Here is a 23,229-nt window from a genome sequence, read left to right as displayed (position 1 = left end):
CACCTGGGAGGATGGACGCATGACCGACGTCACCACCACCCCGCCGCTCCTCGCCGCCCTGCCGGCGGCGGTCGACGGCGTCGTCGACCCGGACGCGGTCTACCAGGCGTTCGCCGACTGGGCCGAGGCCGGCGGGCGGCCGCTGTACCCGGCGCAGGACGAGGCGCTCATCGAGCTCGTGTCCGGCGCCAACGTCGTGCTGAGCACGCCGACCGGGACCGGCAAGTCCCTCGTCGCGGCCGGAGCGCACTTCGCGGCGCTCGCCGAGGGCAAGCGGAGCTGGTACACGGCACCGATCAAGGCGCTCGTCTCCGAGAAGTTCTTCCAGCTCGTCGACCTGTTCGGCGCGCAGAACGTCGGCATGGTGACCGGTGACTCCAGCGTCAACGCGGATGCGCCGATCATCTGCTGCACCGCGGAGATCCTGGCGAACACCGCGCTCCGACAGGGCCCGGACGCCGAGGTCGACGTCGTGGTGATGGACGAGTTCCACTTCTACGGCGACCCCGACCGCGGGTGGGCGTGGCAGGTGCCGCTGCTCGTGCTCGAGCGCGCGCAGTTCCTGCTCATGTCCGCGACCCTCGGCGACGTCACGACCATCGCCGACGACCTGTCCCGCCGGACCGGACGTCCCACCGCACGCGTCACGGGTGTCTCGCGGCCCGTGCCGCTGTCCTACGAGTACGTGTTGACCCCGGTGCAGGAGACCGTCGAGCGGCTCCTCGAGGAGGGCAAGGCACCCGTCTACATCGTGCACTTCGCCCAGGCAGCGGCGCTCGAGCGGGCGCAGGCGCTGATGTCCGTGAAGGTGGCGTCGCGCGAGCGGCGGGACGAGATCGCCGCCGCGATCGCCGGGTTCCGGTTCAGCGCCGGATTCGGGCAGACCCTGTCACGGCTCATCCGGGCCGGCATCGGCGTGCACCACGCCGGCATGCTGCCGAAGTACCGACGGCTGGTCGAGCAGCTCGCCCAGCGCGGACTGCTGCCGGTGATCTGCGGCACCGACACCCTGGGGGTCGGGATCAACGTGCCGATCCGGTCCGTGCTGCTCACCGGCCTGACGAAGTTCGACGGATCCCGTATGCGGCAGCTGTCCGCCCGCGAGTTCCACCAGATCGCGGGGCGGGCCGGTCGCGCCGGGTACGACACCGAGGGCGACGTCGTCGCCGAGGCGCCCGAGCACGAGATCGAGAACGCGCGGGCCGTCGCCAAGGCCGGGGACGACCCGAAGAAGAAGAACAAGGTCAAGAAGAAGAAGGCACCCGAGGGGTTCGTCTCCTGGGGCCCGGCGTCGTTCGACCGCCTGATCGCGGCGGAGCCCGAACCGATGGTGTCGCGGATGCGGATCACGCACGCGATGGTGCTCGCCGTCGTCGCCCGCGGGGGAGACGCCTTCGCCGATGTCCGCTCGCTCGTGTTCGAGAACCACGAGCCGCGCTCCCGCCAGCTCGCGATGGCCCGGCGCGCACTGTCGATCGCCCGGACGCTGATCAACGCCCGGGTGATCGAGAAGGTCGACGGGCAGTACCGGATGACCGTCGACCTGCCCGTCAACTTCGCGCTCAACCAGCCGCTGTCGCCGTTCGCGCTCGCCGCGTTCGAGCTGCTCGACCCGGAGTCACCCACCTACGCCCTGGACATGGTGTCCGTCGTCGAGGCGACGTTGGACGACCCGCGGGCGATCCTGGCGCAGCAGCAGTTCAAGGAGCGCGGCGAAGAGGTCGCCCGCATGAAGCGCGAGGGGATCGAGTACGAGGAGCGGATGGAGCTGCTCGAGCAGGTGACCTGGCCCAAGCCGCTCGACGAACTGCTCACCGCTGCCTACGAGGCGTACGCCGCCGAGCAACCGTGGGTGCTCGACTTCACGCTGTCGCCCAAGGCCGTCGTGCGCGACATGTACGAGCGGGCGATGACCTTCGGCGACTTCGTGCGCTTCTACCAGCTCACCCGCTCGGAGGGGCTCGTCCTCCGCTATCTGTCCGACGCCTACCGGACGATGCGGCAGACCATCTCCGAGGAGCAGCGGACCCCCGAGCTCGACGACCTGATCGAGTGGCTCGGCGAGGTCGTCCGGCAGACCGACTCGTCGCTCGTCGACGAGTGGGAGGCGCTGGTCAACGGCTCCGTGGCAGAGGCCGCGGCGGAGCACGACGAGATCGCTCCGCCGCAGCCCGCCCGGCTCACGGGCAACCCGCGGGCCTTCCGGGTGCTCGTGCGGAACGCCCTGTTCCAGCGGGTGCTGCTCGCCGCCGCCGACGACCCGGCCGGGCTCGGGGAACTCGACGCGACCAGCGGGTTCGACCGGTCCGCGTGGGACAACGTGCTCGAGGAGTACTACGAGGAGCACGACGCGATCGGGACCGATGGTGACGCGCGGTCGATGGCGTACCTGGTGCTCGACGAGCAGGGGCCGGGTCGGACCTGGCGGGCGCGGCAGATCTTCGCCGACCCCGAGGGCGACAAGGACTTCGGGTTCTCGGCGACGATCGACCTCGACGCGTCGGACGACGCGGGGGAGGCCGTCGTCCGGGTCACCGAGATCGGGCGCTTCGACGGGTGGGCGGAGGTCGACGTCGACTGACGACGGCCCGCGGTCTGCGGTCGTGCGGAACGTGTCGGCCGGGGTCCGGGTACCTTCGACGCCAGCCCCGGACACCCGGGCCGGGGCGCCCACGGAAGGACCCGTCATGCGGATCGGATCGAGCATCGCCCTGATCGTCATCGGAGCGATCATCGCCTTCGCGGTCGACTACCAGATCGCGGGCATCGACCTGCGCCTGATCGGCTACATTCTGATGGCCGCCGGCGTCGTGCTGCTCATCATCAGCCTGGCGGTCGGGTTCGGCGGGCGCCGGACCACGACCACCACCCGGTCGGGCATCGACCCCGCGTCGGGGGAGCAGATCACGCGGCAGGACCGCCGCGACGGCACCTACTGAGCGGACCGCCGCAGGAGGACGAGAACGGAGCGGGGACCGGTCGGTCCCCGCTCCGTTCAGCACGTGGGGCCGGTCAGGCAGCCGCGCCCGGCACCGTGTACTCGAACCCGCCGAGCACTCGGCCGTCCGTGGTCCTCAGCTCGACCCGGTGCGTCCCGGCCTTGCCGCCCGGGAACGTCTCGGTGTGCGCCGTCGCGTCGACGGTCGCCACCCCGACGGGCCGTCCGTCGACCCACGCCTGCACGGTGTAGCGCGCGCCCGGGGCGGTGAGTCCGGCGTCCTGCACGGTGTAGGAGACCGCCTTGGTGACGCGGTTCACCCCGACGAGTGCGGCCGCGAACTGCTCGGTGGGCTGCCACGGCTCGACCGGCGACACCGTCTCCGGCACGGTGTACTGCACCGTCGTGAGGCTGCGGCCGTCCTTCCGCAGCTCGAGCGTGTGCGCGCCCGGTCCGCCGGTCCGGACGCTCTGCTCGCGGAGCTTGCCCGACACGAGCACCGACTCGGTCTGCTTGCCGTCGATCAGCACGTCCGCGTAGTACGAGCTGTACTCGGCGATCGAGCGGTCCTGCACGCGGAGGATGCCTGTGCCGGTCACGCCGTTCGGCCGGAGGACCTCGGCCGCGACGTCCGCGACGGGCGTGCCGTCGTCGTCGCCGTTCCCGGGATCGCCGGTCTGGTCGCCGGGGTCGCCGGGGTCGCCGGTCTGACCGCCGTCGCCGGGCTGACCGCCGTCGCCGTCGCCGGGCTCGCCAGTCTGGTCACCTGGCACGGTGAAACCGGGGTCCACCGTCCCGCGCCCCGGCTCCGCCGTGACCGGTCGCTGCACCTCGAGCGTGCCGGTGTGCGCCACGTGGTCGTCGCCGATGGTCTGCCACGAGAGGACTCCCGCACCGCGATCGTCGAGCACCATCGAGAACCGCACCAGGCCGTCCTCCGGGACGACTCCGGACCACGGACCCTCGCCCGGACCCGCGAACCGGAAGGAGGCGCCGGGTGTCCCGCCGAACGTGACGTCCGCGCCGCGCTCCGTGAAGGTCGTGTCGAGGTGTTCGAGTGCCTCGGCGTGCACGGGCTTCCGCGCCTCGCTGGTGACGGTGATCGCGGTGTCGATACGCTGCGAACCGCGACGGACCTCACCACGGAGCGTCCGCTCCTCGCCGTTCGGGAAGTCCCACACGTCGAACGACGCGCGTCCGGCGTCGTCGAGCCGACCACTCCACCAGAAGGCGCCGTCGTGCAGTTCGACCGCATCGCCGGCGTTCCCGGCGATGGTGACGCGCGCGACGTCGGCCGTCGCGGTGGCCTCGACACCGACGACCCGGATCTGCGCCGGCGCCGCATCGTCGACACCGGGACCCGCGACCTCCTGCACGCCGTGGTGCGCACCGGCCTCACCGAACGTGGTCCACGAGACTCGGGCGACCTGACCCTGGGGGATCGACACCGCCCATCGCACCAGGCCGTCCGGAGCGATGGTGCCGGAGGTGTGCTGCCCCTGCGTCGAGAGGTCGTAGCGCGCGCCGGGCGTCCCTCGGAACGTCACGAGCGTCCCCTCGGTGGTCTGCTGGGCGCCCACGAACTCGAGTGGCTCCGCCGTGATCGGCTCGCGGGCGTTGCTGGTCACGTCGAGGGAGACCGGGTGCTGGACGCCGTCTCGGGACACCGTGCCGGTGAACGTGCGCTGCTCGCCGTTCGGGAACCCCCACACGTCGAACGACGCACGCCCGTCCTGGTCGAGCACACCGTGCCACCAGAAGTGCCGGCCCTCGGTGGTGCCGAGGTCGACGACGTCGCCGGCGTGACCCTGGATGGTGACGCGCGCGACGTCGGCGGTGCTCGTCGGTTCGACGGCGACGAGGGTGACCGGGTCGACCGTCTGCCCCCGGGTGTGGTGAACCCGGCGTCGGCGTCGCCGGGCCCGGGCTGCGCGACGACCGGGAGCGTGAACCCCGGGTCCTGCACGCCGTCCCCGGGCAGGGCGACGACCGGTCCGCCGGACTGTTCGCCGCCGTCCTCCCCGCCGTCCGTCGGGGGCTGCGGGTTCCCGCTCACCTGCACGGTACCGGTCCACCGACGTCCGTCGCGCTGCGTCTCGACCGAGAGCTCGTCGGTCCTGCCGGCGGCGACGAACACCTCGGCCGTGGCCGTGCCCGACTCGCCGAACGTCGTGTCGAGCACGTCGTCCCAGATCTGGTCGCGCAAGATGACGCGGTCGCCGGGGGTGCCCCGCAGGGTGACGGCGGTGGTGCCCTCGTGGTTCCCCGGCGCCGTGCCCGCGACGGTCACGCCGTGCGGTGCCACACCGTCCGCGGGGATCTCCGGCGCGTACGACTCGATCACGACCGGTTCCGACTTCTTGGTCACGCCGTTCGCGCTCACCTCGCCGACCACGCGGTGTTCGCCCGGTCCGAGGAACGCCGGACAGTCCGCGAGGGCCTCGAGTGCACGCTGGGGGAGCTTGCAGAGGACCTCGCCCGACTCGTCGTCGCGCACCGTGAGGTCACCGTGCACTGCGCTCGGGCCGGAGTTCCGCACCCAGATGCCGACGTTCCAGTCGTCGGCGAGGAAGTGGTCGATGCCGTCGACACTCGTGAACGGCCGCTGCCCCTCGACCTGGGCGATCACCGGATCGCCCATCGCTCGTGGCGCTGCGACGGCGGGGGTGCACGACGCGAGGATCCCGGCCCCGATGAGGACCGTGCCCAGCGTCGATCGGAATGCCAGGCGGCGCACGACCGTGGACTTGTCTGTCACAGATGTCTCCTTCTCTGCGGTCCAGCGTGGACCGCAGGGAGCAGGATGACACTGTCACATTTCGTATACTGAATTCATTCCGGGTGCTCTGTAACGCATTCGACGACGTCGCCGTCCGTCGACCGCTCCGCCGGTCAGAAGAGCGTCGCGGGCGGCGCGCTCTCCGTCGGTGCGGACGGCGCGGGCGCGGCGACGTCGACGCCGGGCCAACCCGGGCCGGTCGGCACCTCGGTGTGGTTCTGGTACGCCGTAGCAGCACCCCGTGCACGGACGTCCGCGGCCTCGTTCATCTCGTGGCCGACGTGCCCGCGGACCCACTCGAAGGTGACCTTGCGTCCCTGGAGCTCGGCGTCGAGCTCCTTGATGATCTCGACGTTCAGGACGGGCTTGCCGTCGGCCTTGCGCCAGCCCTTGCGCTTCCAACCGGCCAACCACTCGGTGCAGGCCTTGATGGCGTACTGGCTGTCGCACAGGATGTGGAGCGGTTCGCCGGTGTCCTTCGTCGCGCGGAGCAGCTGCAGCACGGCGGTCAGCTCGCCGATGTTGTTCGTCGCCCGGGGCCACCCGCCGGCAGCCCACCGGTCGTCGTCGACGTACCAGGCCCAGCCTGCGGGGCCGGGGTTGCCGAGTGCGGAGCCGTCTGCGGCGGCGACGATGGTCACGATGTGGCCTCCTGGGTGGTGCGGGGTGCTGGTCGAGCGTAACCGACCGGCAGACCGCCCCGAGCTCAGCGCGTGGCAGGGTCGAGGTTCAGCCAGGACCCGGCGAGGACCCAGTCCCTGCGGTTCGTCGGCATCTGCGGGTTCAGCCACCGCAGCTGTTCGACCGTGATGCCGAAGCGCTCCGCGATCGTCGTCTGGTCGTCACCCTCGTTGACCCGGTAGGCGACCGGGGTGCCGGTCGTGCCACGGAGGGTCTGGTCGTCGGCGTCGAACGCGTACCCGTACGCACCCGGCCGGGCCGCGCCGAGGGTGACGTGCAGGTCGGGTTCGGGATCGGGGATCGACCAGGAGAGCGTCCCGATCGCCAGCACCTTGTGGACCCAGGGACGGTCACTGTCGTCGCCGTCGGACTGGTCCGGCACGAGGACCACGGTGCGCAGCCAGTCCGGATCCGCTCCCGCGTCGAACAGGCTGACGGTGCCCGGGGGTTGCGCCTGCGCGCCCCACCTCGTCGTGCCCACCGCTCGGTCGTCGTAGCCGTCCCCGAACTGCGCCGTGCGCCGGAACTCCACCGACATCGGCTGCGGCTGCGTGGTGCGGTAGCCAGACAGCTGCGCGTCGAAGGTGCCGTGGTCGTTCGCGACGATCCGGACGTGGATCGACGTGTCGCCCGACCTCGACACCGCGTCCGTCTCCGCGACGACCGTTCCGGCGGGGACCGCCTGCGGCGCCGCGACGGCCTGCGCGGTGTCGCCCGTCGTGCCCGATCCGTCGACGGGCCCCGGGGTCGCTGAGGCGCTCGGCGCGGCGTGCCCGGTCGGCTTCGGCAGCGGGGCGTCGTCGCCGAACAGCGAGCACCCCGTCAGCAGCAGTGCGCTCGTCCCCACCAGTGCGACGACCGCCGCAGCGTGTGCCCTCGTCCGACCCATCCTCGGCCCCCTCCGTCGGGACGACCGTACCCGAGCGGGAACCGGATCACGGCCGTCGTGACCGAACCGGTACCAGGGGATGCGGCCTACTGTGCGGGGCATGAGCGACAGTATCCCGAACGTGCCCGGTCCGGACGAGTCTGACGACCGAGCCCGCAGTGACGCGCTCCGTGACGCAGCGCACAGCGACGACCGCGACGGCGTGAGCGACTCGGAGCAGCGTGCGGCCGACACCTCGTACAGCCCGTCGAGCGAGCGGGAGACGGTCGCATCGCAGACCCAGCAGCGCGACGACGCGGACCTGGCGGCGGACGGCATCGACCCGTCTCGTGTGGTGGCGGTCCCGGGAACCGGCGGCGCGGACGACGCCGGCGACGTCGAGCCCGAGCCGGGCGACCTGAACCTGCCGTGGCAGTCGGAGGAGGACCGCCGGGGCTAGGAGCGCCCGAGCGACCTCAGGACACCGTGTCCGGGTGCGACCCGGTCCGCTGTCCGTTCTCGAGCCCGGCGATCGCGGTCAGGTCCTCGTCGGTCAGCGTGAAGCCGTCGACGTCGGTGTTCGACCGGATGCGCGACGGGGTGACCGACTTCGGCAGCACCACCACCCCCTGCTGCACGTTCCACCGGACGAGCACCTGCGCGACGCCCACCCCGTGCGACTCCGCGATGCGGGTGAGCACCGGGTCGTCGACGAGCCGCCCGCGCCCGAGCGGCGACCACGCCTCGGTCCGGATGTCGTGCTGCTCGTGGAACGCCATCAGTTCGCGCTGCGGGAGCCACGGGTGTCGCTCGACCTGGTTGACCGCGGGCACCTCTCCGGTCTCGTCGACGATCCGCTGCAGGTGCGGCACCTGGAAGTTCGAGACACCGACGCTCCGCACCCGCCCCTGCTCGCGCAACTCGACGAGCGTCCGCCACGTCTCGACGTACCGGTCGTTCGCCGCCGCTGGCCAGTGGATGAGGTACAGGTCCACCGCCTCGAGCCCGAGCCGTTCGAGGCTCGCGTCGAACGCCCGCAGGGTCGCGTCGCGTCCCTGGTGGTCGTTCCACACCTTGGTGGTCACGAAGACGTCGTCGCGGTCCAACCGGGAGGCGCGGAGCGCCTTCCCGACGCCGCGTTCGTTGCCGTACATCTCGGCCGTGTCGACGTGGCGGTACCCCGCGTCGAGCGCGAGGCCGACCGCGGCTTCCGCCGCGGGATCGTCGACCTTGTAGAGACCGAAGCCCACGGCGGGGATCGACCGGCCGTCGCGGAGGGGGAAGGAGGTGACCATGCACCCATCCTGCCGAGCGGAGCGGCGTCGTGCCGCGCCTCCAGGCCGTTGCTTCGCATGTCACATCAGATGTCCACAGAGGGGCTGTCGCACCATGGTCGCCGCCCGGCACCCGCCGGGCCGGAACGAAGGAGACTCCATAAAGAAGACCACCGGGATCGCGACCGCCGCCGGGCTCGCGCTGGCACTCGGCGGCACGCTGTTCGCCGCCGTGCCCGCGAACGCGGCCACTCCGACGGTCGCGCCGAGCACCAGCGCCTCCGAGTCGGTCGCCCCCGTCGGCCCGACGACGTCGTGGCGCGGCGTGTCCATCACCAAGAGCGTGGTCGAGGGCGACGAGATCGTCGTCGCCGGCAAGGTCACGGGTCAGACGCGGGTGAGCGGAGTGCGCGCGGCCGCAGGCGACGGGTACAAGACCATCGCGTCGGTCGCGTCGAACGGCGAGTTCGAGATCCGCATCCCGAGTCGCGGTGACCTCGACGACCAGGGCTACGTGCTGCAGTTCGGACAGAAGGTCGGGTCGACCGTCCTGCCGAACCCCGCGATCGGCCAGGTGTACTGGCACGCGGTGCGCGTCTGACGCAGGGACGATGACGGCGACGTCCCGTGGATCGAGGGGTCTGCGGGGCGTCGCCGTCGCCGTTCGACCCGACGTCAGCTGGGCAGTGTCACCGGCTCGGTGTCGGGCAGCGGGCTCGCGTCGCGGCCGCGCAGGTCGGGCAGCCAGCGCTTCGTCACGAGCGGCAGGACGACCCCCGCCGCTGCCATCACCGCTCCGACGGTCATGCCGCCGGTCGGGCCGTTCGCGTCGATGAGGAAGCCGGCGACGGCGGAACCGCCCGCGGCGCCGATGAGCTGTCCGGTGCCCATCCAGCCGTACGCCTCGGCCGTGTCGGAGAACTTCACCGTCGCGGACACCGACCCGAACATCACCGCGAGGGCGGGGGCGATGCCCGCGCCGGCGATCACGAGCGCCAGGCAGAGCCACCAGAAGTCGGTGCCACCGACCGCCAGCGCCAGGCCGACGAACACGATCGACATTCGCGCCCAGAGGGTGTTCTTCGAGATCGGTCGGTGCCCGAGTACGAGACCGCCCGCGAGCGATCCGACCGCGAACACCGCGAGGACGATGCCGGCGTTCGGGCTGCCCTCGCCGAAGACGCTGGTCACGCTGGCCTCGACCGCGGAGCACGCGCCGATGAGCAGCAGGCCGGTCAGGGTCGCGACGATCACCGACGGCCGCTTCAGCACGACGCCGAACGCGCGCTTCGAGCGGGGGATGCGCACCCGGCCGAGCTCGGGGGAGGCGATGAACCACACGCCGCCCACCACCAGGAACACCATCGCGACGACGATCGCCTGGACGGTGCCGACCTGCGTCGCGACGAACGTGGTGATGACCGGACCGGCGACCCAGATGAGCTCCTGCGCGCTGGCGTCGAGCGAGAACAGCGGGGTGAGCTGTGACGAGGTCACCATCTTCGGGTAGATGGTGCGCACCGCCGGCTGCACGGGCGGGACCGCCAGGCCGCCGAGGAACCCGACGACGACGTAGCCCCAGAGCGGCATCGTGGCGAACGCGATGACGACCATGCTCGCCAGGGCGACCGCGCTCGTCAGGACGAGCACCGGGCGCATGCCCCAGCTGCCCATCCACCGGCTGGTGAGCGGTCCGGCGATCGCCTGGCCGATGCTCGTCGTCGCGAGGACGAGTCCGGCGGCGCCGTACGAGTGGAAGACGTGCTCGACGTGCAGCAGGTAGGCGAGCGAGAGCATGCCGAACGGGAAGCGTGCGGTGAGCTGCGCTGCGATGACGCGACCGACTCCGGGGGTCTTCAGCAGGGGTCCGTAGGCGCTCACGGATCGAGCGTACCGACCGGACGGATCGGGCCGTCACCCGTCCGGGGGTGCTGTGGACGGAGCGGCCGCTCGCGGGGCTCGGTGGACGGTTCCGCGACACGCCGACGCGCCGATTCCACACATGTGGATCGAGGCTGTCCACGGGTGTGGGGAAGTGTCGGTGGTCAGCCGGAGACTGGCGGAATCACGGGCCTTCCCGAACTGTTCACACTGTGGAAGGCCCTGTGGAGAACTACACGGCTGTAACACTTCCTCTAGTGGTCGGTGCGGCAGTCAGCCACTAGATGTAGTGTGGAGGCATCGCAGCGGCCCCTTCCCGGACACGACTGCGCAGGTGCCAGCGGCACCCGACACCAGCACCACTCCACAGCACGAACAACCAGCAAGAACCAGGGGAGATCATGGCCGTCACCGTCTACACCAAGCCGTCCTGCGTCCAGTGCACCGCGACGTACCGCGCGCTCGACAACAAGGGCATCCAGTACGAGGTGCTCGACGTCTCCGCCGACGAAGCAGCGCTCGAGCACGTCAAGTCGCTCGGCTACATGCAGGCCCCCGTCGTCGTGACCGACGACGACCACTGGTCGGGCTTCCGTCCCGACAAGATCGCGACGCTCAGCGCCGAACTCGCGTGAGCTGCGCGGGTCCCGTCACCGGGACCCGCGCCTCCGCCGGCCCGGAGGCCCTGCTCGCCTCCGACGGGCCACCCCGATCTGCTGTCCGCACCTCTCACAAGGAGCGCGCACATGAGTCGCCTCGTCTACTTCTCGAGCGTGTCCGGCTACACGGCCCGCTTCATCGAGAAGCTCGGTCGTGACGCGGACCGCATCCCGCTCTTCCCGAACGACCCGTTCCTCCACGTGGACGAGCCGTACGTGCTCGTGCTGCCCACCTACGGCGGCGGCAATGGTCAGGGCGCGGCGCCCAAGCAGGTCATCAAGTTCCTCAACGACGAACGCAACCGCTCGCTCATCCGCGGCGTGATCGTCGGGGGCAACACGAACTTCGGCGAGGCCTACGGGCTCGCCGGGGACGTCATCGCGCAGAAGTGCGGCGTCCCGCTCTTGTACCGCTTCGAACTCTTCGGAACGCCTGACGACGTGCAGGCGGTCAACTCAGGATTGGATGCATTTTGGACGCAGCAGTTGCAGACGTCGATCTGACGTCGCCGCAGACGGGGATGGACTACCACTCCCTCAACGCGATGCTCAACCTCTACGACGCGGACGGGAACATCCAGTTCGACAAGGATCGTGAGGCCGCGAAGCAGTTCTTCCTGCAGCACGTCAACCAGAACACCGTCTTCTTCCACAACCTGAAGGAGCGGCTCGACTACCTGGTCGAGAACGAGTACTACGAGGCTGCGACGATCGAGCAGTACTCGCTCGAGTTCATCCAGCGGCTCAACGACCTGGCGTACTCGAAGAAGTTCCGGTTCCAGACGTTCCTCGGTGCGTTCAAGTACTACACGAGCTACACGCTCAAGACGTTCGACGGCAAGCGCTACCTCGAGCGCTTCGAGGACCGCGTCGTGATGACCGCTCTCGGCCTGGCGCAGGGCAACGAGCAGCTCGCGATCGACCTCGTCGAGGAGATCATCGCCGGCCGCTTCCAGCCCGCGACCCCGACGTTCCTCAACACCGCGAAGGCCCAGCGCGGCGAGCTCGTCTCCTGCTTCCTCCTCCGCATCGAGGACAACATGGAGTCGATCTCGCGCGGCATCAACTCCTCGCTGCAGCTCTCGAAGCGCGGCGGCGGCGTGGCCCTGCTCCTCTCCAACATCCGCGAGGCCGGCGCCCCGATCAAGCAGATCGAGAACCAGTCGTCGGGCATCATCCCCGTGATGAAGCTGCTGGAAGACTCCTTCTCGTACGCGAACCAGCTCGGTGCGCGTCAGGGTGCCGGTGCCGTCTACCTGTCGGCGCACCACCCCGACATCATGAAGTTCCTCGACACCAAGCGCGAGAACGCCGACGAGAAGATCCGCATCAAGACGCTGTCGCTCGGTGTCGTCGTGCCGGACATCACGTTCGAGCTCGCGAAGAACAACGAGGACATGTACCTGTTCTCGCCGTACGACGTCGAGAAGGTCTACGGGATGCCCTTCGGCGACGTCCCGATCTCCGAGAACTACCGCGCGATGGTCGACGACTCGCGCATCAAGAAGACGAAGATCAAGGCGCGTGACTTCTTCACGACGATCGCCGAGATCCAGTTCGAGTCGGGCTACCCGTACATCGTGTTCGAGGACACGGTGAACAAGGCCAACCCGATCAAGGGTCGGATCAACATGTCCAACCTGTGCTCGGAGATCCTGCAGGTCAACACCCCGACGACCTTCAACGAGGACCTGTCCTACAAGGAGATCGGCAAGGACATCTCCTGCAACCTCGGCTCGCTGAACATCGCGCTGACGATGGACTCGCCGGACTTCGGCAAGACCATCGAGACGGCGATCCGCGGCCTGACCTCGGTCTCGCAGATGTCGCACATCTCGTCGGTCCGCTCGGTCGAGGACGGCAACGACAAGTCGCACGCCATCGGTCTCGGCCAGATGAACCTGCACGGGTACCTCGCTCGTGAGCGTGTCTTCTACGGCTCCGAAGAGGGCATCGACTTCACGAACATCTACTTCTACACGGTGCTGTTCCACGCCCTGCGGGCCTCGAACAACATCGCGATCGAGACGGGGGAGACCTTCGACGGTTTCCGCGACTCGAAGTACGCGTCGGGTGAGTTCTTCGACAAGTACACCGACCAGGAGTGGACGCCGGCGACCGAGCGTGTCCGCGAGCTCTTCGCGAACGCGAACGTGACGATCCCGACGCAGGACGACTGGAAGGCGCTGAAGGCGTCCGTCCAGGAGCACGGCATCTACAACCAGAACCTGCAGGCCGTCCCGCCGACCGGCTCGATCTCGTACATCAACCATTCGACGTCGTCGATCCACCCGATCGCGTCGAAGATCGAGATCCGCAAGGAAGGCAAGCTCGGTCGCGTCTACTACCCGGCGCCGTTCATGACGAACGACAACCTGGACTACTACCAGGACGCGTACGAGATCGGTGCCGAGAAGATCATCGACACCTACGCCGCTGCCACCCAGCACGTCGACCAGGGTCTGTCGCTCACGCTGTTCTTCAAGGACACCGCCACCACGCGCGACATCAACAAGGCCCAGATCTACGCATGGCGCAAGGGCATCAAGACGATCTACTACATCCGTCTGCGCCAGCTCGCCCTCGAGGGCACCGAGGTCGAGGGCTGCGTCAGCTGCATGCTCTGATCGCTCACGCGATCACCTCCGGACTGGAGGCACGGTGCCAGACCGCACCGCGCCTCCAGTCCGTCACCAGATCACCATCTCGAATCCGGAAGACAATCCATGACCCTCACCGACCCGGTCCACGCCACGGGCAAGTCCATCCCGCTGATCAGCGCGGTCAGTGCCATCAACTGGAACCGCATCCAGGACGACAAGGACGTCGAGGTCTGGAACCGTCTGGTCAACAACTTCTGGCTGCCCGAGAAGGTGCCGCTGTCGAACGACGTGCAGTCGTGGAACACGCTCACGCCGGATGAGCAGCAGCTCACCATGCGGGTGTTCACCGGCCTGACACTGCTCGACACCATCCAGGGCACCGTCGGCGCGATCAGCCTGATCCCCGACGCGATCACCCCGCACGAAGAGGCCGTCTACACGAACATCGCGTTCATGGAGTCGGTGCACGCGAAGAGCTACTCGTCGATCTTCTCGACGCTCGCCTCGACGCCTGAGATCGACGACGCCTTCCGCTGGTCCACGGAGAACCCGAACCTGCAGAAGAAGGCCCAGATCGTCCTCGACTACTACACGGGCGACGACCCCCTGAAGCGCAAGGTCGCCTCGACGCTGCTCGAGTCGTTCCTGTTCTACTCCGGCTTCTACCTGCCGATGTACTGGTCCTCGCGCGCCAAGCTCACCAACACCGCCGACCTGATCCGTCTGATCATCCGCGACGAGGCCGTCCACGGGTACTACATCGGCTACAAGTTCCAGAAGGGCCTCGAGGGAGCCTCGGAGGAGCGCAAGCAGGAGATCAAGGACTACACGTTCAACCTGCTCTTCGAGCTCTACGAGAACGAGGTGCAGTACACGCAGGACCTCTACGACGGTGTCGGGCTGACCGAGGACGTCAAGAAGTTCCTGCACTACAACGCCAACAAGGCGCTGATGAACCTGGGCTACGAGCCGATGTTCCCCAAGGAGACGACGGACGTGAACCCGGCGATCCTGTCGGCGCTGTCGCCGAACGCGGACGAGAACCACGACTTCTTCTCGGGGTCGGGATCGTCGTACGTCATCGGCAAGGCCGTCGTGACGGAGGACGAGGACTGGGACTTCTGATCCTGGTCCGACTCACGGGAACGCCCTGCTGGCTCCGGCCCGCGGGGCGTTCTCGTTGATCGCGACCTCAGCTACGCGCACAGGCGGCGAGTGCGTCGGGACGAGACCGCGACCGAGCCGACTCAGGCTTCGTCGAGCCGCTCCACCACCCGCTGAGCGGAACCCGTACGGTCATCGCTTGCCGAGCGTCACGATGAGGAGGACGTCGATGCGCGTTCGATCAGCAGCAGTCGTCGTTCACGACGACCGGGTGCTCGTGATCAGGCGGCGTACAGAAGGTCGGAACTACTGCGTGCTCCCCGGAGGCGGCGTCGAGGAGGGCGAGAGCCTTCGTGATGCTTGTCGGCGTGAACTCCTCGAAGAGACCGGGCTCGATGGCGACGTGGGTGACCTGCTCGACGTCCCCGTGGACAGTGAGGTGCCAGCCGCGTACTTCGCGGTCCGAGTGACGTCCACAGCGGTGTCGCTCGGGGGACCTGAGCTCCACCGGGCATCGGACTCCAACGAGTACGACCCCAGCTGGGTCGCCGTCACTGCCCTCGACGAAGTACATCTCGTGCCCGACGGAGCGCGACTGGCGGTGAGCGTCGCGCTGAGTACTTCGAGGCGCCCATCGACGCCGTCCCGGTAGCCGATCGAAGATCAAGGCGATGCGTGGTCGTCAGAGCGTGGCCTCGCGGGACTGTGCCGAACGGTCGATGCGCCGGAACGTCGTCGCCCCGTACGGTCGGGAGATGCTCCAGCGAACCGCCGTCGTCACCGCGGCCCTCCTGATCACGCTCGTCTCGGTCACCGGGTGTGCGGTCGGGCCGGGAGGCGCAGCCTCCTCCGCCGATCCGGCGGCGGTCCCGCAGCTGGACCCGCAGGTCGCGTCCATGCTCGACGACGCGCTCCGGACCGTGCAGGCGAGCCCCGGCGTCGCGAGCGCGACGAACCGGATCGAGCTGCACCAGCGCTGGACCGCTGCCGATGGGACGGACGTCACACCCCCTGGCCTCGACGCATGGAACAACCGCGACGCCGGGCCGGCCGCGCCACCCCCGATCGGCGCTGTCTCTCCGGACGACCCCGCGGTCCCTCCGATGCCCACGCCCTCGGCTCGTCCTGCACCGCCGGCCGGCGCGACCGAGTCACACTCGTTCTCGAGCGCCTTCGTGGTCATGATGGACGCGGACGCAACCCCGTCGGAAGCGGCGGCTGTCCCGGTCGCGATGGCGAAGCAGATCGCCTGGACCGGGGTCACCCTCACGCTGCAGGTGCCGGCGGGGCCGGAACATGTCCGCTCCACCGTCACTTACTCGGGCACCTTCGACCAGCGGATCCCTGACGAGACCGCCCTCGGTGTCGCGTCCGGACTGGCCACGCTCGCCGCCACACCGGGCGTCACCGGACTCGAGGCGAGCATCCCACAGACGATGCGCGTCGACTACGGCTCGCTGACGATCGGGGTCTCCCCGGCGGACGGCGCCACGCTCGCGCGGGTGCACGGTGTGATCGACGAGACCGCGTTCGCCGAGACGACGCTGCACGGGTCGTTCGGGAACGGGGCGAAGCCCTAGCCGGATCCACGACCGCACGCTCGACCAGCGCCCTGCTCGCGGGCGCTGCCGTGTCGCAGGGGTCAGCCCTCCACCCACACGTCCGCACGCCCGCCGGACCGGCACTGCAGATCGGCTCCGAAGCGGACGTCGGTCCACTGCAGGTCGATGGGTTCTTCGTGCAGCCGGACCCCGGCTGCGTCGAAGAACGCGACCCGTCCCGGACCATCGGGTGTGCCGTCGAGTTCCGCCACCCAGGAATCACCGGATCGCATCCTCGTCGAATCACTGAACGTCGGAGTGCACGCAGCCCCCACGCACAGTGCGACGGCGTGCACTTCGCCGGACGATTCCGGGACGTGGATCGAGACGGGATTCGGCTGGTCGTAGTCAGCGCAGACCGAGTCCGGCGTGATCGAGCAGCCCGCGAGCGCTGAGGCCCCGATGCCGAGCGCCAGGGCGATCACGAACTTCCCGCCTCTGGTGAGCATGTGTCAACCATAAGCTCTGCTGGTGGGCGCGGGCAGACTGGAGTCCGTGCAGCCCACGCCGAAAGCCGTCGTCACCGCAGCGCTCCTCGACCTGACCGGGAAGGGGGAGCACCCCATCGTCGTCACCGCAGAGGGCGACCGCATCACCGGTACCTGGTCGACGAACCTGTCCGGGCAACCCACCGGCGACGGGGGCATCACCCTCCTCGGCAACGCGAGCTGGAACTGGCACGTCACGCTCCTCGACGGAGGCCTGTACAAGGCATCCATGAGCTCGAGGAACTGGCCCGACGGCGGTGGCTCCTTCACGTTCCGGTCCTCATGGGTGGCCGACCCGATGAAGCGGGTCCTCGCCGATCACGGCTGGCAGCGTCGGAAGAACCCGTTCGCTCGTGCCTGGGGAGCGCTGACCGGCCGGCGGTGAGGACCGCGCCACCGCTGGCTGCGGGGCGGGCCGCTGCCGCGCCTCCAGACCGGTCTGGAGGCTCACGACCCGCGGACGCGACGGCTCCTGCCGTTCCCCTGGTCGCGGCCCACGCCGCTGGACCGAGCACGTCGTGTCGCCTCCGCGCGTTTCCCCGGCTCCCAGAGGTATGCGTCGGACGAATCTCCGCGGCGCCGGCTGCGCCTCCAGGCCGCTCTGTCCAGGAAGTGGAAGTGCGCGCCGAACTCGTTCGGCCATTCCGCCGGGTCGACCGTCTCGACGCCGAACTCGACCCCGTGCAGCAGGAACGTCCCCGCCGCGAGCTCGTCGAACGTGTCCGCCTCGAACGGCATCCCGTCGCTGAGGCCGTACGAGAGCGAGCCGTCGGGCCAGGCCCGCAGCGTGTCGAAGTCCCAGAAGTCGACGTACCACTCGCCGACCAGCCGGGGACGGACCCAGCGCTGGTTCCACCACGGCCCCTCCACGTCGTACACGTGGTCGGGGCGGACGGACAGGTACCCTGCGAGATCGCCCGGGTGATCCGGCAGGTGCAGCAGGTAGAGACCCGCTTCGATGCCCGTCGGCAGCGGAGGCGGGGCATCCTTGCGCGGCCGGAACACCATGCGCACACGGTAGCCGCCCGCTGGAGGCGTGCGCGTCACGGGCCGGTCGCGACCGGTCCCGGGATGGGAGGATCGCGCCGTGCCGTTCCGTGATCTCGCGATGCTCGACGACGCGACGTTCGACGCCACCGGTGTGCGGGTGACCGACGGATGTGTCGTCCTGCACGGGTCGGTGGTCGAACGTGGCACGAGTGTCGGGACGGCTCGTCTGCCCGTCACGCTCACGGTCTCCGACGCGGTCGACGTCACCGTGGACCTCGCGGGCGGGACCGGTGACCTCGTGCTCGACCGCGTCGAGGTGACCCCGACGACCGTGTCGCTCGTCGGCGTCGTCCCCGCCCGGGTCGTCGTGACGACGTCGGTGCAGAGCGAAGCGCTGCTCGAGGTGGGGACGACACCGATCGCGGTGCGTCGCTGGGGGCGCTGGCGGCCCTGGGGCACGGGCGGACCGGTGGCCCTCGACCATCGGGCCATCCTCAAGCGGCTGCGGACCTCGACGTGTCCGGAGTGCGGGCACCCGTGGTCCGAGCACTCGACGGACCCGGACGAATCGCTGACGATGTGCAGCGAGTGCGCGTACGAGCACGATCACGGGGAGACGCCACCGGGTGCAACCGTCTGCTTCGCGCGGGTCCCTCGCGCACTGGTCGAGCCTCGGTCAGCGTCCGCGCGGACCGCTCTGCGCGACGACCCACCGGTCGATCGGGGAGCGCCCGCGGCGTCCAGCACCGGCCGGTTGTTTCGACCGACGGTCTCGAGCCTGCGGGAAGCGCGTGCAGCCCTCGCTGTCGGGATGGTCTCGACCGACGAGGTGAGTGCACTCGCGGCCGAACTCGTGGCTGTGGGACACGACGGTGAGTCGCTCGTCGCACTCGCTTCCCTGTACTCCGGGGCCGCCACTGCCGACGCCCTCGACCTCACTCGGGCGGCACTCGTCGAGGCCGGTGTGCGGCCCGTGGACCTTGAGGGTGAAGAAGTGCCGCTCCTCGCGCTGCGCGTCGCGTGTCACGGCTTCCTCCTCGGGCACTGGACGCTCCGTACCTTCGCGTCCTGGGTGCATCGAGAGATCGGCCACGAGGGGCCTGAGGCTGCACAACAGCTCGCACTGGTCGACGACGAGCTCGACGAACTCGACCATCGGCACGCCGCGGTCGGTCCGTCGTTCCGTCGAGCGGTCGAACGACTCGCCGTCGACTTCCTCGAACTGACCGAGGATCTGGCGCATCCGTCGCCGTCCTGACCGTCGGCACCAAGCCAGGCCGGCGCGTGGATCAAGGAGAAGGTGAAGTGGTGACGAGACACTCGGCGGGCATCGCGACGTCGATCGCGGTGCAGACGCTGTTGTTGACCGGTTGCGCCGTCACGGCGCCGAGCGATTGCCGACGCGCCCGTGATGATGCCTCGGTCGTCGCTGACGACGACATCCTGGCGCTGCTCACGCCGGCGGCGTCGTTCCCGCGCCCTCGGTGTCGTCCGCACCCGCCGGACCGGTACCGGCCTGGTCGAGGTTCTCGTGCGGATCGCCCATGTCGCCGATCGCCCTGCCCGCCGAGGACAGCCCGAAGTGCTTGCGGACGGCGTTCGCCTCGGCGGCGGACAGAGCGTTGCCGGCTCCGGCGGAGGGCGCGCCCTTGATCGCGCTCTTGGTGTACCCGACGTGCAGGTCGGCGCCGTCGAAGGTGGCGTCCTCGACCGGCACGAGCGCGGAGTGACCGCCGAAGAGTCCGGTCGCCACGCTGACGAACGCAGCGCTGCCGTCCTCGGCGGAAGGGAAGACCTGCGCGACCTTGCCGACGGATGCGCCGTCGCGGTCCTTGACGGGTGCGTTCTCGATCTCGTGGATCTCGGCCTTGGTGATCATGCCTGCAGTCAACGCCCTCGGCCTGATGCGAGTGTGTCAGCCCTCGTGACCGGTCCGATCCAAGAGTGCCGCTCGGCGTACCGCGCGGTGGGCCGCGGGGATCGACAGGAGCGCGCCGCCGACGAGGAAGACCGACGCGACGACCACCGTAACGGGGGTGTGGAGCGCAGGTGTGATGATGCACGCGGCGCACCAGAGAACGGTGATCGCCGCGGACACCAGCGTCGGACGGAGTGCGCCGCGATGCCCGGTCCGCCAGGCCTCGTCGCTGGACATCGTGACGCGCGTCCGGACGCCGGCGAGATCGTTCCGGCCCAGCGTTCCCTTCGCGGCCCGCCAGGTCAGCCACGTCACGAGGACCGCCCCTCCGATCTCGAGGGCGAGTGCGAACACCATTCCTGTAGCCATGATCACGACGCTAGTGTCCTGGTACATGAACGGCAATGTTCCATGCCGTAACTGGCGGGCGAGTGTCACGACTCCCGATGGACGGCGGAGCGTCCGTGAGCGGGCAGGGCCATACGCCGAGGGGCCGCTGCTGGAGTGGGGGAGCATCACCAAGAGGGTCGTCGGGACGACGGCTGCGATGACGCTCGAACCCGAGCGTCCGGTGAGGTCGTACCTCCCCGACCTCGCTGACCCCGACATGACCGTCGCCGACCTCGTCCACCACACCTCCGGGCTGCCCCGGGTCCCGGCGACGATCCGCGACAGCCCTTTCCGAGACCCCTACCGATCGGCCGTCGGGGTACCGTTGGATCTCACGAGCGCAGTTGCCGTCGCACCGAGAGGACAGTACGGGTACTCCAACCTCGGGTACGCACTCCTCGGGGCGGTCCTCGACGCGGTGCACGGCGACTGGTTCGATGCGGAGGTTGAACAGCTCCTCGGACCGGCAGGTATCGCGTCCGCAACGCTCGCCCCTGCGGTCATCGAGCGCATCATCCCCAGGCGCTTCGGCCGTGCGGTCCGGCCGTGGAACCTCGGCGCGACCTCGTTCGCCTCGGCTGCGCGGGATCTGGTCGACATTCGATGACCTCTGTCGCTACGCCGATCGGGCGCTCGAAGCTGACGCGCCATGCTCACGGACGGTGAGCTGGCAACAGGAAGGGGCCACCGTCTGGATCAACGGGCAGGTCCGAGCCGCTGGGGCGGTGATCGCGCGGGCTGCGGGAGTGACCGCCGTGGTCCACGTGCTCGCGAAGGCCCCGTACACGGCCGATCGGATCGCGGGAGTGCTCATCGAGCGGGAACGACGTCGCCTTCGAGACCGGTGATCCCGTCGCCGGAGGCACGCCTCGATGCCGAGGCGGGCCGTCGTACGGAGCCGAGCTGCTAGCGGCCTGCCGGCACGGCGACGTTCGCGATCTCGGCCCGCACGATGTCCGCCCCGGCGGACAGCGCGCCGAGCTTCTGCAGGGCCGCCCCGCGCGCCAGCGGCGCCATGCCGCAGTTCGTGCTCGGGATGAGCTTGTCCGCATCGACGTGCTCGAGCGCCCGGCGCAGCACCTCGGCGACCTCCTCCGGCGTCTCGACCTGCTCGGTGGCGACGTCGATCGCCCCGAGCATGACCTTCTTGCCGCGGATGAGCTCGACGAGCTCGAGCGGGACTTGGGAGTGGATGCACTCGAGGGAGACGGTGTCGATCGACGACTGCTGCAGCAGCGGGAAGGACCGCTCGTACTGCCGCCACTCGGCGCCGAGGGTCTCCTTCCACCTGTTGTTCGCCTCGATGCCGTAGCCGTAGCAGATGTGCACGACGGTCTCGGCGCGCAGGCCCTCGGCAGCGCGCTCGAGCGCGGCGACGCCCCAGTCCTGCACCTCGTCGTGGAAGACGGTGAAGGCCGGCTCGTCGAACTGGATCACGTCGACGCCGGCGTCCTGCAGCTCGAGTGCCTCCTGGTTGAGGATCGTGGCGAACTCCCACGCCAGCTTCTCGCGGCTCTTGTAGTGCTGGTCGGAGAGGGTGTCGATCATGGTCATCGGGCCGGGGAGCGCCCACTTGATCGGGCGGTCGGTCTGGGCGCGGAGGAACTTCGCGTCGTCCACGAAGACCGGCTTCGGGCGGCTGACGGCGCCGACGACGGTCGGGACAGCCGCGTCGTAGCGGTCACGGATGCGGACGGTCTCCTTGCGCTCCTGGTCGATGCCGTCGAGGTGCTCGATGAACGTCGTGACGAAGTGCTGGCGGGTCTGCTCGCCGTCGCTCACGATGTCGATGCCGTGGCGCTCCTGCTCGTGGACGGCGGAGCGGAGGGCGTCCTGCTTGCCCTCGACCAGCGCGTCACCCTCGAGCAGCCAGGGGGACCAGAGGCGCTCGGGCTCGGCGAGCCAGGAGGGCTTCGGCAGGCTGCCGACGATCGAGGTGGGGAGGAGCGTGCTCATGTGCGTGGAGGTCCAGTCGGTCAGTGGGTGAGGGCGGCGGAGGCGGTCTGGGCCGCGAGGGCGGTCTGCTGCTCGGCGGGGGCGGTCTGCTCCGCGAGCCAGCGGTCGAGGAAGTCGCGGTGCGGTGTGACGAGGTGCTCCTCGGTCCAGCGGCCCTGCGTGACGCCGAGGCGGCTGCGCTCCTCGCGGTCGTAGGCGATGCCGGTCGACGACCAGTCGTCGTGCTCGAGCGTCGGGCGGAACGTGCTCGGCGCGGTCGCGTTCGCGTTGTAGATCTCCGGGCGGTAGATCTTCTGGAACGTCTCCATCGTGCTGATCGTGCCGATCAGCTGGAGGTTCGAATAGTTGCTGACGACGTCACCACGCGAGTAGAAGGCGAGCGGCGCCTTGGACCCCGGCGGCATGAAGTAGCGGACCTGCATGCCCATCCGGCCGAAGTAGTCGTCGGTGAGCGACGCGTGCTCGTGCTCGTACTCCGCACCGAGGACCGGGTGGACGAAGCCGGTCTGCCGGTAGGTCTGACTCGTCGAGACGCTGATGCAGACGACGGGTTCCGCGTCGAACTGCGCCCGGAAGGCGTCCGACCGCAGGAAGTGCTGGAACAGCTGCCCGTGCAGCTCCCCGAAGTCGGCGGGGAGCGAGGGTGCCGACGGCAGCCGTACGGCGAAGTCGTGGTCACGGAGGTACGACGAGAAGTTGTTGCCGACGATGCCCTGGTGGCGCTCGCCGGAGTGCTGGTCGACGATCGTGACGTCGAGCACCTCGATCAGCGGGAAGCGCTCGACCTGTCCGCCGTCCTCGAACTGCATCGTGACCGACACGATGTCGAGTTCGACCCGCCAGCGGTCGCCGCCCGGTTCCCCGGCGAGGTCGTTGCAGCGGCCGTCGATCAGTGCAAGGGCGTTCCGGAGGTTCTGCTGGCGGTGCTCGCCGCGCGCCAGGTTCGCGAAGTTCGTCGTCAGGCGCGAGCTCTCGGCGGGGGAGTAGTCCTCGTCGAAGCGCGTCCTGCTGATGCTGAAGGTGATGTCGTTCGCCATGGTCCGCAGTCCGGTCGTCGAGCGCCCGCGGGCACTGTGGGAAGAGTCCTCCGATCATGACG

General features: G+C 69.5%; 25 protein-coding genes. 14 read left to right on the top strand and 11 right to left on the bottom strand.

Annotated elements, in window-relative coordinates; translation table 11 throughout:
• Positions 1–19 precede the first annotated feature (19 nt).
• Positions 20–2,581: a DEAD/DEAH box helicase gene (locus LCG91_RS13650; protein ID WP_224441729.1), complete on the top strand. Its 2,562-nt coding sequence runs from the start codon at positions 20–22 to the stop codon at positions 2,579–2,581.
• A gap of 106 nt (positions 2,582–2,687) precedes the next feature.
• Entirely contained in the window at positions 2,688–2,939 is a 252-nt protein-coding gene (locus LCG91_RS13645) for a DUF6458 family protein (protein ID WP_224441728.1), read from the top strand.
• Positions 2,940–3,012: 73 nt separating this feature from the next.
• On the opposite strand, the gene LCG91_RS13640 is transcribed toward LCG91_RS13645, so the two are convergent.
• The 3 genes from LCG91_RS13640 to LCG91_RS13630 form a co-directional block, all read right to left on the bottom strand.
• Entirely contained in the window at positions 3,013–4,683 is a 1,671-nt protein-coding gene (locus LCG91_RS13640) for a hypothetical protein (protein WP_224441727.1), read from the bottom strand.
• A gap of 1,147 nt (positions 4,684–5,830) precedes the next feature.
• Positions 5,831–6,358, bottom strand: coding sequence for a ribonuclease H (locus tag LCG91_RS13635; protein WP_224441726.1), 528 nt, complete (start codon positions 6,356–6,358; stop codon positions 5,831–5,833).
• Positions 6,359–6,423: 65 nt separating this feature from the next.
• Positions 6,424–7,287, bottom strand: a complete 864-nt coding sequence (locus LCG91_RS13630) for a LysM peptidoglycan-binding domain-containing protein (RefSeq protein ID WP_058727714.1) — start codon at positions 7,285–7,287, stop codon at positions 6,424–6,426.
• Between the two features lie 100 nt (positions 7,288–7,387).
• Here LCG91_RS13630 and LCG91_RS13625 point away from each other — a divergent pair, with 100 nt between their 5' ends.
• Positions 7,388–7,726, top strand: a complete 339-nt coding sequence (locus LCG91_RS13625; protein WP_224441725.1) for a hypothetical protein — start codon at positions 7,388–7,390, stop codon at positions 7,724–7,726.
• 16 nt (positions 7,727–7,742) lie between these two features.
• On the opposite strand, the gene LCG91_RS13620 is transcribed toward LCG91_RS13625, so the two are convergent.
• The gene (locus LCG91_RS13620) at positions 7,743–8,561 is read right to left on the bottom strand and encodes an aldo/keto reductase (RefSeq protein ID WP_058727716.1); all 819 of its coding nucleotides are present in this window, start codon (positions 8,559–8,561) and stop codon (positions 7,743–7,745) included.
• Positions 8,562–8,655: 94 nt separating this feature from the next.
• Between LCG91_RS13620 and LCG91_RS13615 the strand changes: the two genes are divergently transcribed.
• On the top strand, positions 8,656–9,141 hold the full coding sequence (locus tag LCG91_RS13615; protein WP_224441724.1) for a hypothetical protein: 486 nt from the start codon (positions 8,656–8,658) through the stop codon (positions 9,139–9,141).
• A gap of 74 nt (positions 9,142–9,215) precedes the next feature.
• Here LCG91_RS13615 and LCG91_RS13610 read toward each other — a convergent pair whose 3' ends face one another.
• Positions 9,216–10,421 carry an MFS transporter gene (locus LCG91_RS13610; RefSeq protein WP_224441723.1) on the bottom strand — a complete coding sequence of 402 codons (1,206 nt, stop codon included), beginning with the start codon at positions 10,419–10,421 and terminating at the stop codon, positions 9,216–9,218.
• 401 nt (positions 10,422–10,822) lie between these two features.
• Between LCG91_RS13610 and nrdH the strand changes: the two genes are divergently transcribed.
• The 6 genes from nrdH (at position 10,823) to LCG91_RS13580 (ending at position 16,367) form a co-directional block, all read left to right on the top strand.
• Complete coding sequence (gene nrdH, locus LCG91_RS13605; protein WP_058727719.1) at positions 10,823–11,056, top strand: glutaredoxin-like protein NrdH; 234 nt, start codon at positions 10,823–10,825, stop codon at positions 11,054–11,056.
• 111 nt (positions 11,057–11,167) lie between these two features.
• On the top strand, positions 11,168–11,584 hold the full coding sequence (gene nrdI, locus LCG91_RS13600; protein WP_224441722.1) for a class Ib ribonucleoside-diphosphate reductase assembly flavoprotein NrdI: 417 nt from the start codon (positions 11,168–11,170) through the stop codon (positions 11,582–11,584).
• Between the two features lie 17 nt (positions 11,585–11,601).
• Entirely contained in the window at positions 11,602–13,707 is a 2,106-nt protein-coding gene (nrdE, locus tag LCG91_RS13595; protein WP_224441721.1) for a class 1b ribonucleoside-diphosphate reductase subunit alpha, read from the top strand.
• 99 nt (positions 13,708–13,806) lie between these two features.
• On the top strand, positions 13,807–14,808 hold the full coding sequence (gene nrdF / locus LCG91_RS13590; RefSeq protein WP_224441720.1) for a class 1b ribonucleoside-diphosphate reductase subunit beta: 1,002 nt from the start codon (positions 13,807–13,809) through the stop codon (positions 14,806–14,808).
• A 193-nt stretch (positions 14,809–15,001) separates the two neighbouring features.
• Positions 15,002–15,439, top strand: a complete 438-nt coding sequence (locus LCG91_RS16530) for an NUDIX domain-containing protein (protein ID WP_411955843.1) — start codon at positions 15,002–15,004, stop codon at positions 15,437–15,439.
• A 103-nt stretch (positions 15,440–15,542) separates the two neighbouring features.
• Positions 15,543–16,367 (top strand): hypothetical protein, encoded by an 825-nt coding sequence (locus LCG91_RS13580; RefSeq protein WP_224441719.1) that lies wholly within the window; start codon positions 15,543–15,545, stop codon positions 16,365–16,367.
• Between the two features lie 62 nt (positions 16,368–16,429).
• On the opposite strand, the gene LCG91_RS13575 is transcribed toward LCG91_RS13580, so the two are convergent.
• Positions 16,430–16,813, bottom strand: coding sequence for a hypothetical protein (locus LCG91_RS13575; RefSeq protein ID WP_224441718.1), 384 nt, complete (start codon positions 16,811–16,813; stop codon positions 16,430–16,432).
• Between the two features lie 70 nt (positions 16,814–16,883).
• Between LCG91_RS13575 and LCG91_RS13570 the strand changes: the two genes are divergently transcribed.
• Positions 16,884–17,261, top strand: a complete 378-nt coding sequence (locus LCG91_RS13570) for a hypothetical protein (protein ID WP_224441717.1) — start codon at positions 16,884–16,886, stop codon at positions 17,259–17,261.
• Between the two features lie 62 nt (positions 17,262–17,323).
• Here LCG91_RS13570 and LCG91_RS13565 read toward each other — a convergent pair whose 3' ends face one another.
• Positions 17,324–17,884, bottom strand: coding sequence for a hypothetical protein (locus tag LCG91_RS13565; RefSeq protein WP_224441716.1), 561 nt, complete (start codon positions 17,882–17,884; stop codon positions 17,324–17,326).
• A gap of 79 nt (positions 17,885–17,963) precedes the next feature.
• Here LCG91_RS13565 and LCG91_RS13560 point away from each other — a divergent pair, with 79 nt between their 5' ends.
• The gene (locus tag LCG91_RS13560) at positions 17,964–19,124 is read left to right on the top strand and encodes a hypothetical protein (RefSeq protein ID WP_224441715.1); all 1,161 of its coding nucleotides are present in this window, start codon (positions 17,964–17,966) and stop codon (positions 19,122–19,124) included.
• A 195-nt stretch (positions 19,125–19,319) separates the two neighbouring features.
• Here the strand turns inward: LCG91_RS13560 and LCG91_RS13555 are convergent, their stop codons facing one another.
• Together LCG91_RS13555 and LCG91_RS13550 are read right to left on the bottom strand one after the other, a co-directional pair.
• Complete coding sequence (locus tag LCG91_RS13555) at positions 19,320–19,745, bottom strand: PRC-barrel domain-containing protein (protein ID WP_224441714.1); 426 nt, start codon at positions 19,743–19,745, stop codon at positions 19,320–19,322.
• Between the two features lie 36 nt (positions 19,746–19,781).
• Positions 19,782–20,153, bottom strand: a complete 372-nt coding sequence (locus LCG91_RS13550; protein WP_224441713.1) for an SdpI family protein — start codon at positions 20,151–20,153, stop codon at positions 19,782–19,784.
• On the opposite strand from LCG91_RS13550, the gene LCG91_RS13545 reads away from it, so the two are divergent.
• A complete protein-coding gene (locus LCG91_RS13545) occupies positions 20,152–20,781 on the top strand; it encodes a serine hydrolase (RefSeq protein ID WP_224441712.1) in 630 nt (209 codons plus the stop codon). The two genes, LCG91_RS13550 and LCG91_RS13545, sit on opposite strands and share 2 nt — an antisense overlap.
• Positions 20,782–20,836: 55 nt before the next feature.
• Positions 20,837–21,022 (top strand): hypothetical protein, encoded by a 186-nt coding sequence (locus LCG91_RS13540; RefSeq protein ID WP_224441711.1) that lies wholly within the window; start codon positions 20,837–20,839, stop codon positions 21,020–21,022.
• A gap of 58 nt (positions 21,023–21,080) precedes the next feature.
• Here LCG91_RS13540 and LCG91_RS13535 read toward each other — a convergent pair whose 3' ends face one another.
• Both LCG91_RS13535 and LCG91_RS13530 read right to left on the bottom strand, forming a co-directional pair.
• Entirely contained in the window at positions 21,081–22,130 is a 1,050-nt protein-coding gene (locus tag LCG91_RS13535; RefSeq protein ID WP_224441710.1) for a methionine synthase, read from the bottom strand.
• Positions 22,131–22,150: 20 nt separating this feature from the next.
• On the bottom strand, positions 22,151–23,167 hold the full coding sequence (locus tag LCG91_RS13530; protein ID WP_224441709.1) for a putative oxygenase MesX: 1,017 nt from the start codon (positions 23,165–23,167) through the stop codon (positions 22,151–22,153).
• Positions 23,168–23,229 lie beyond the last annotated feature (62 nt).

The sequence above is a fragment of the Curtobacterium sp. TXMA1 genome (genome assembly GCF_020162095.1).
In the GTDB taxonomy this organism is placed as follows: Bacteria; Actinomycetota; Actinomycetes; order Actinomycetales; family Microbacteriaceae; genus Curtobacterium.
This window is presented reverse-complemented; position numbering and strand designations above follow the sequence as displayed.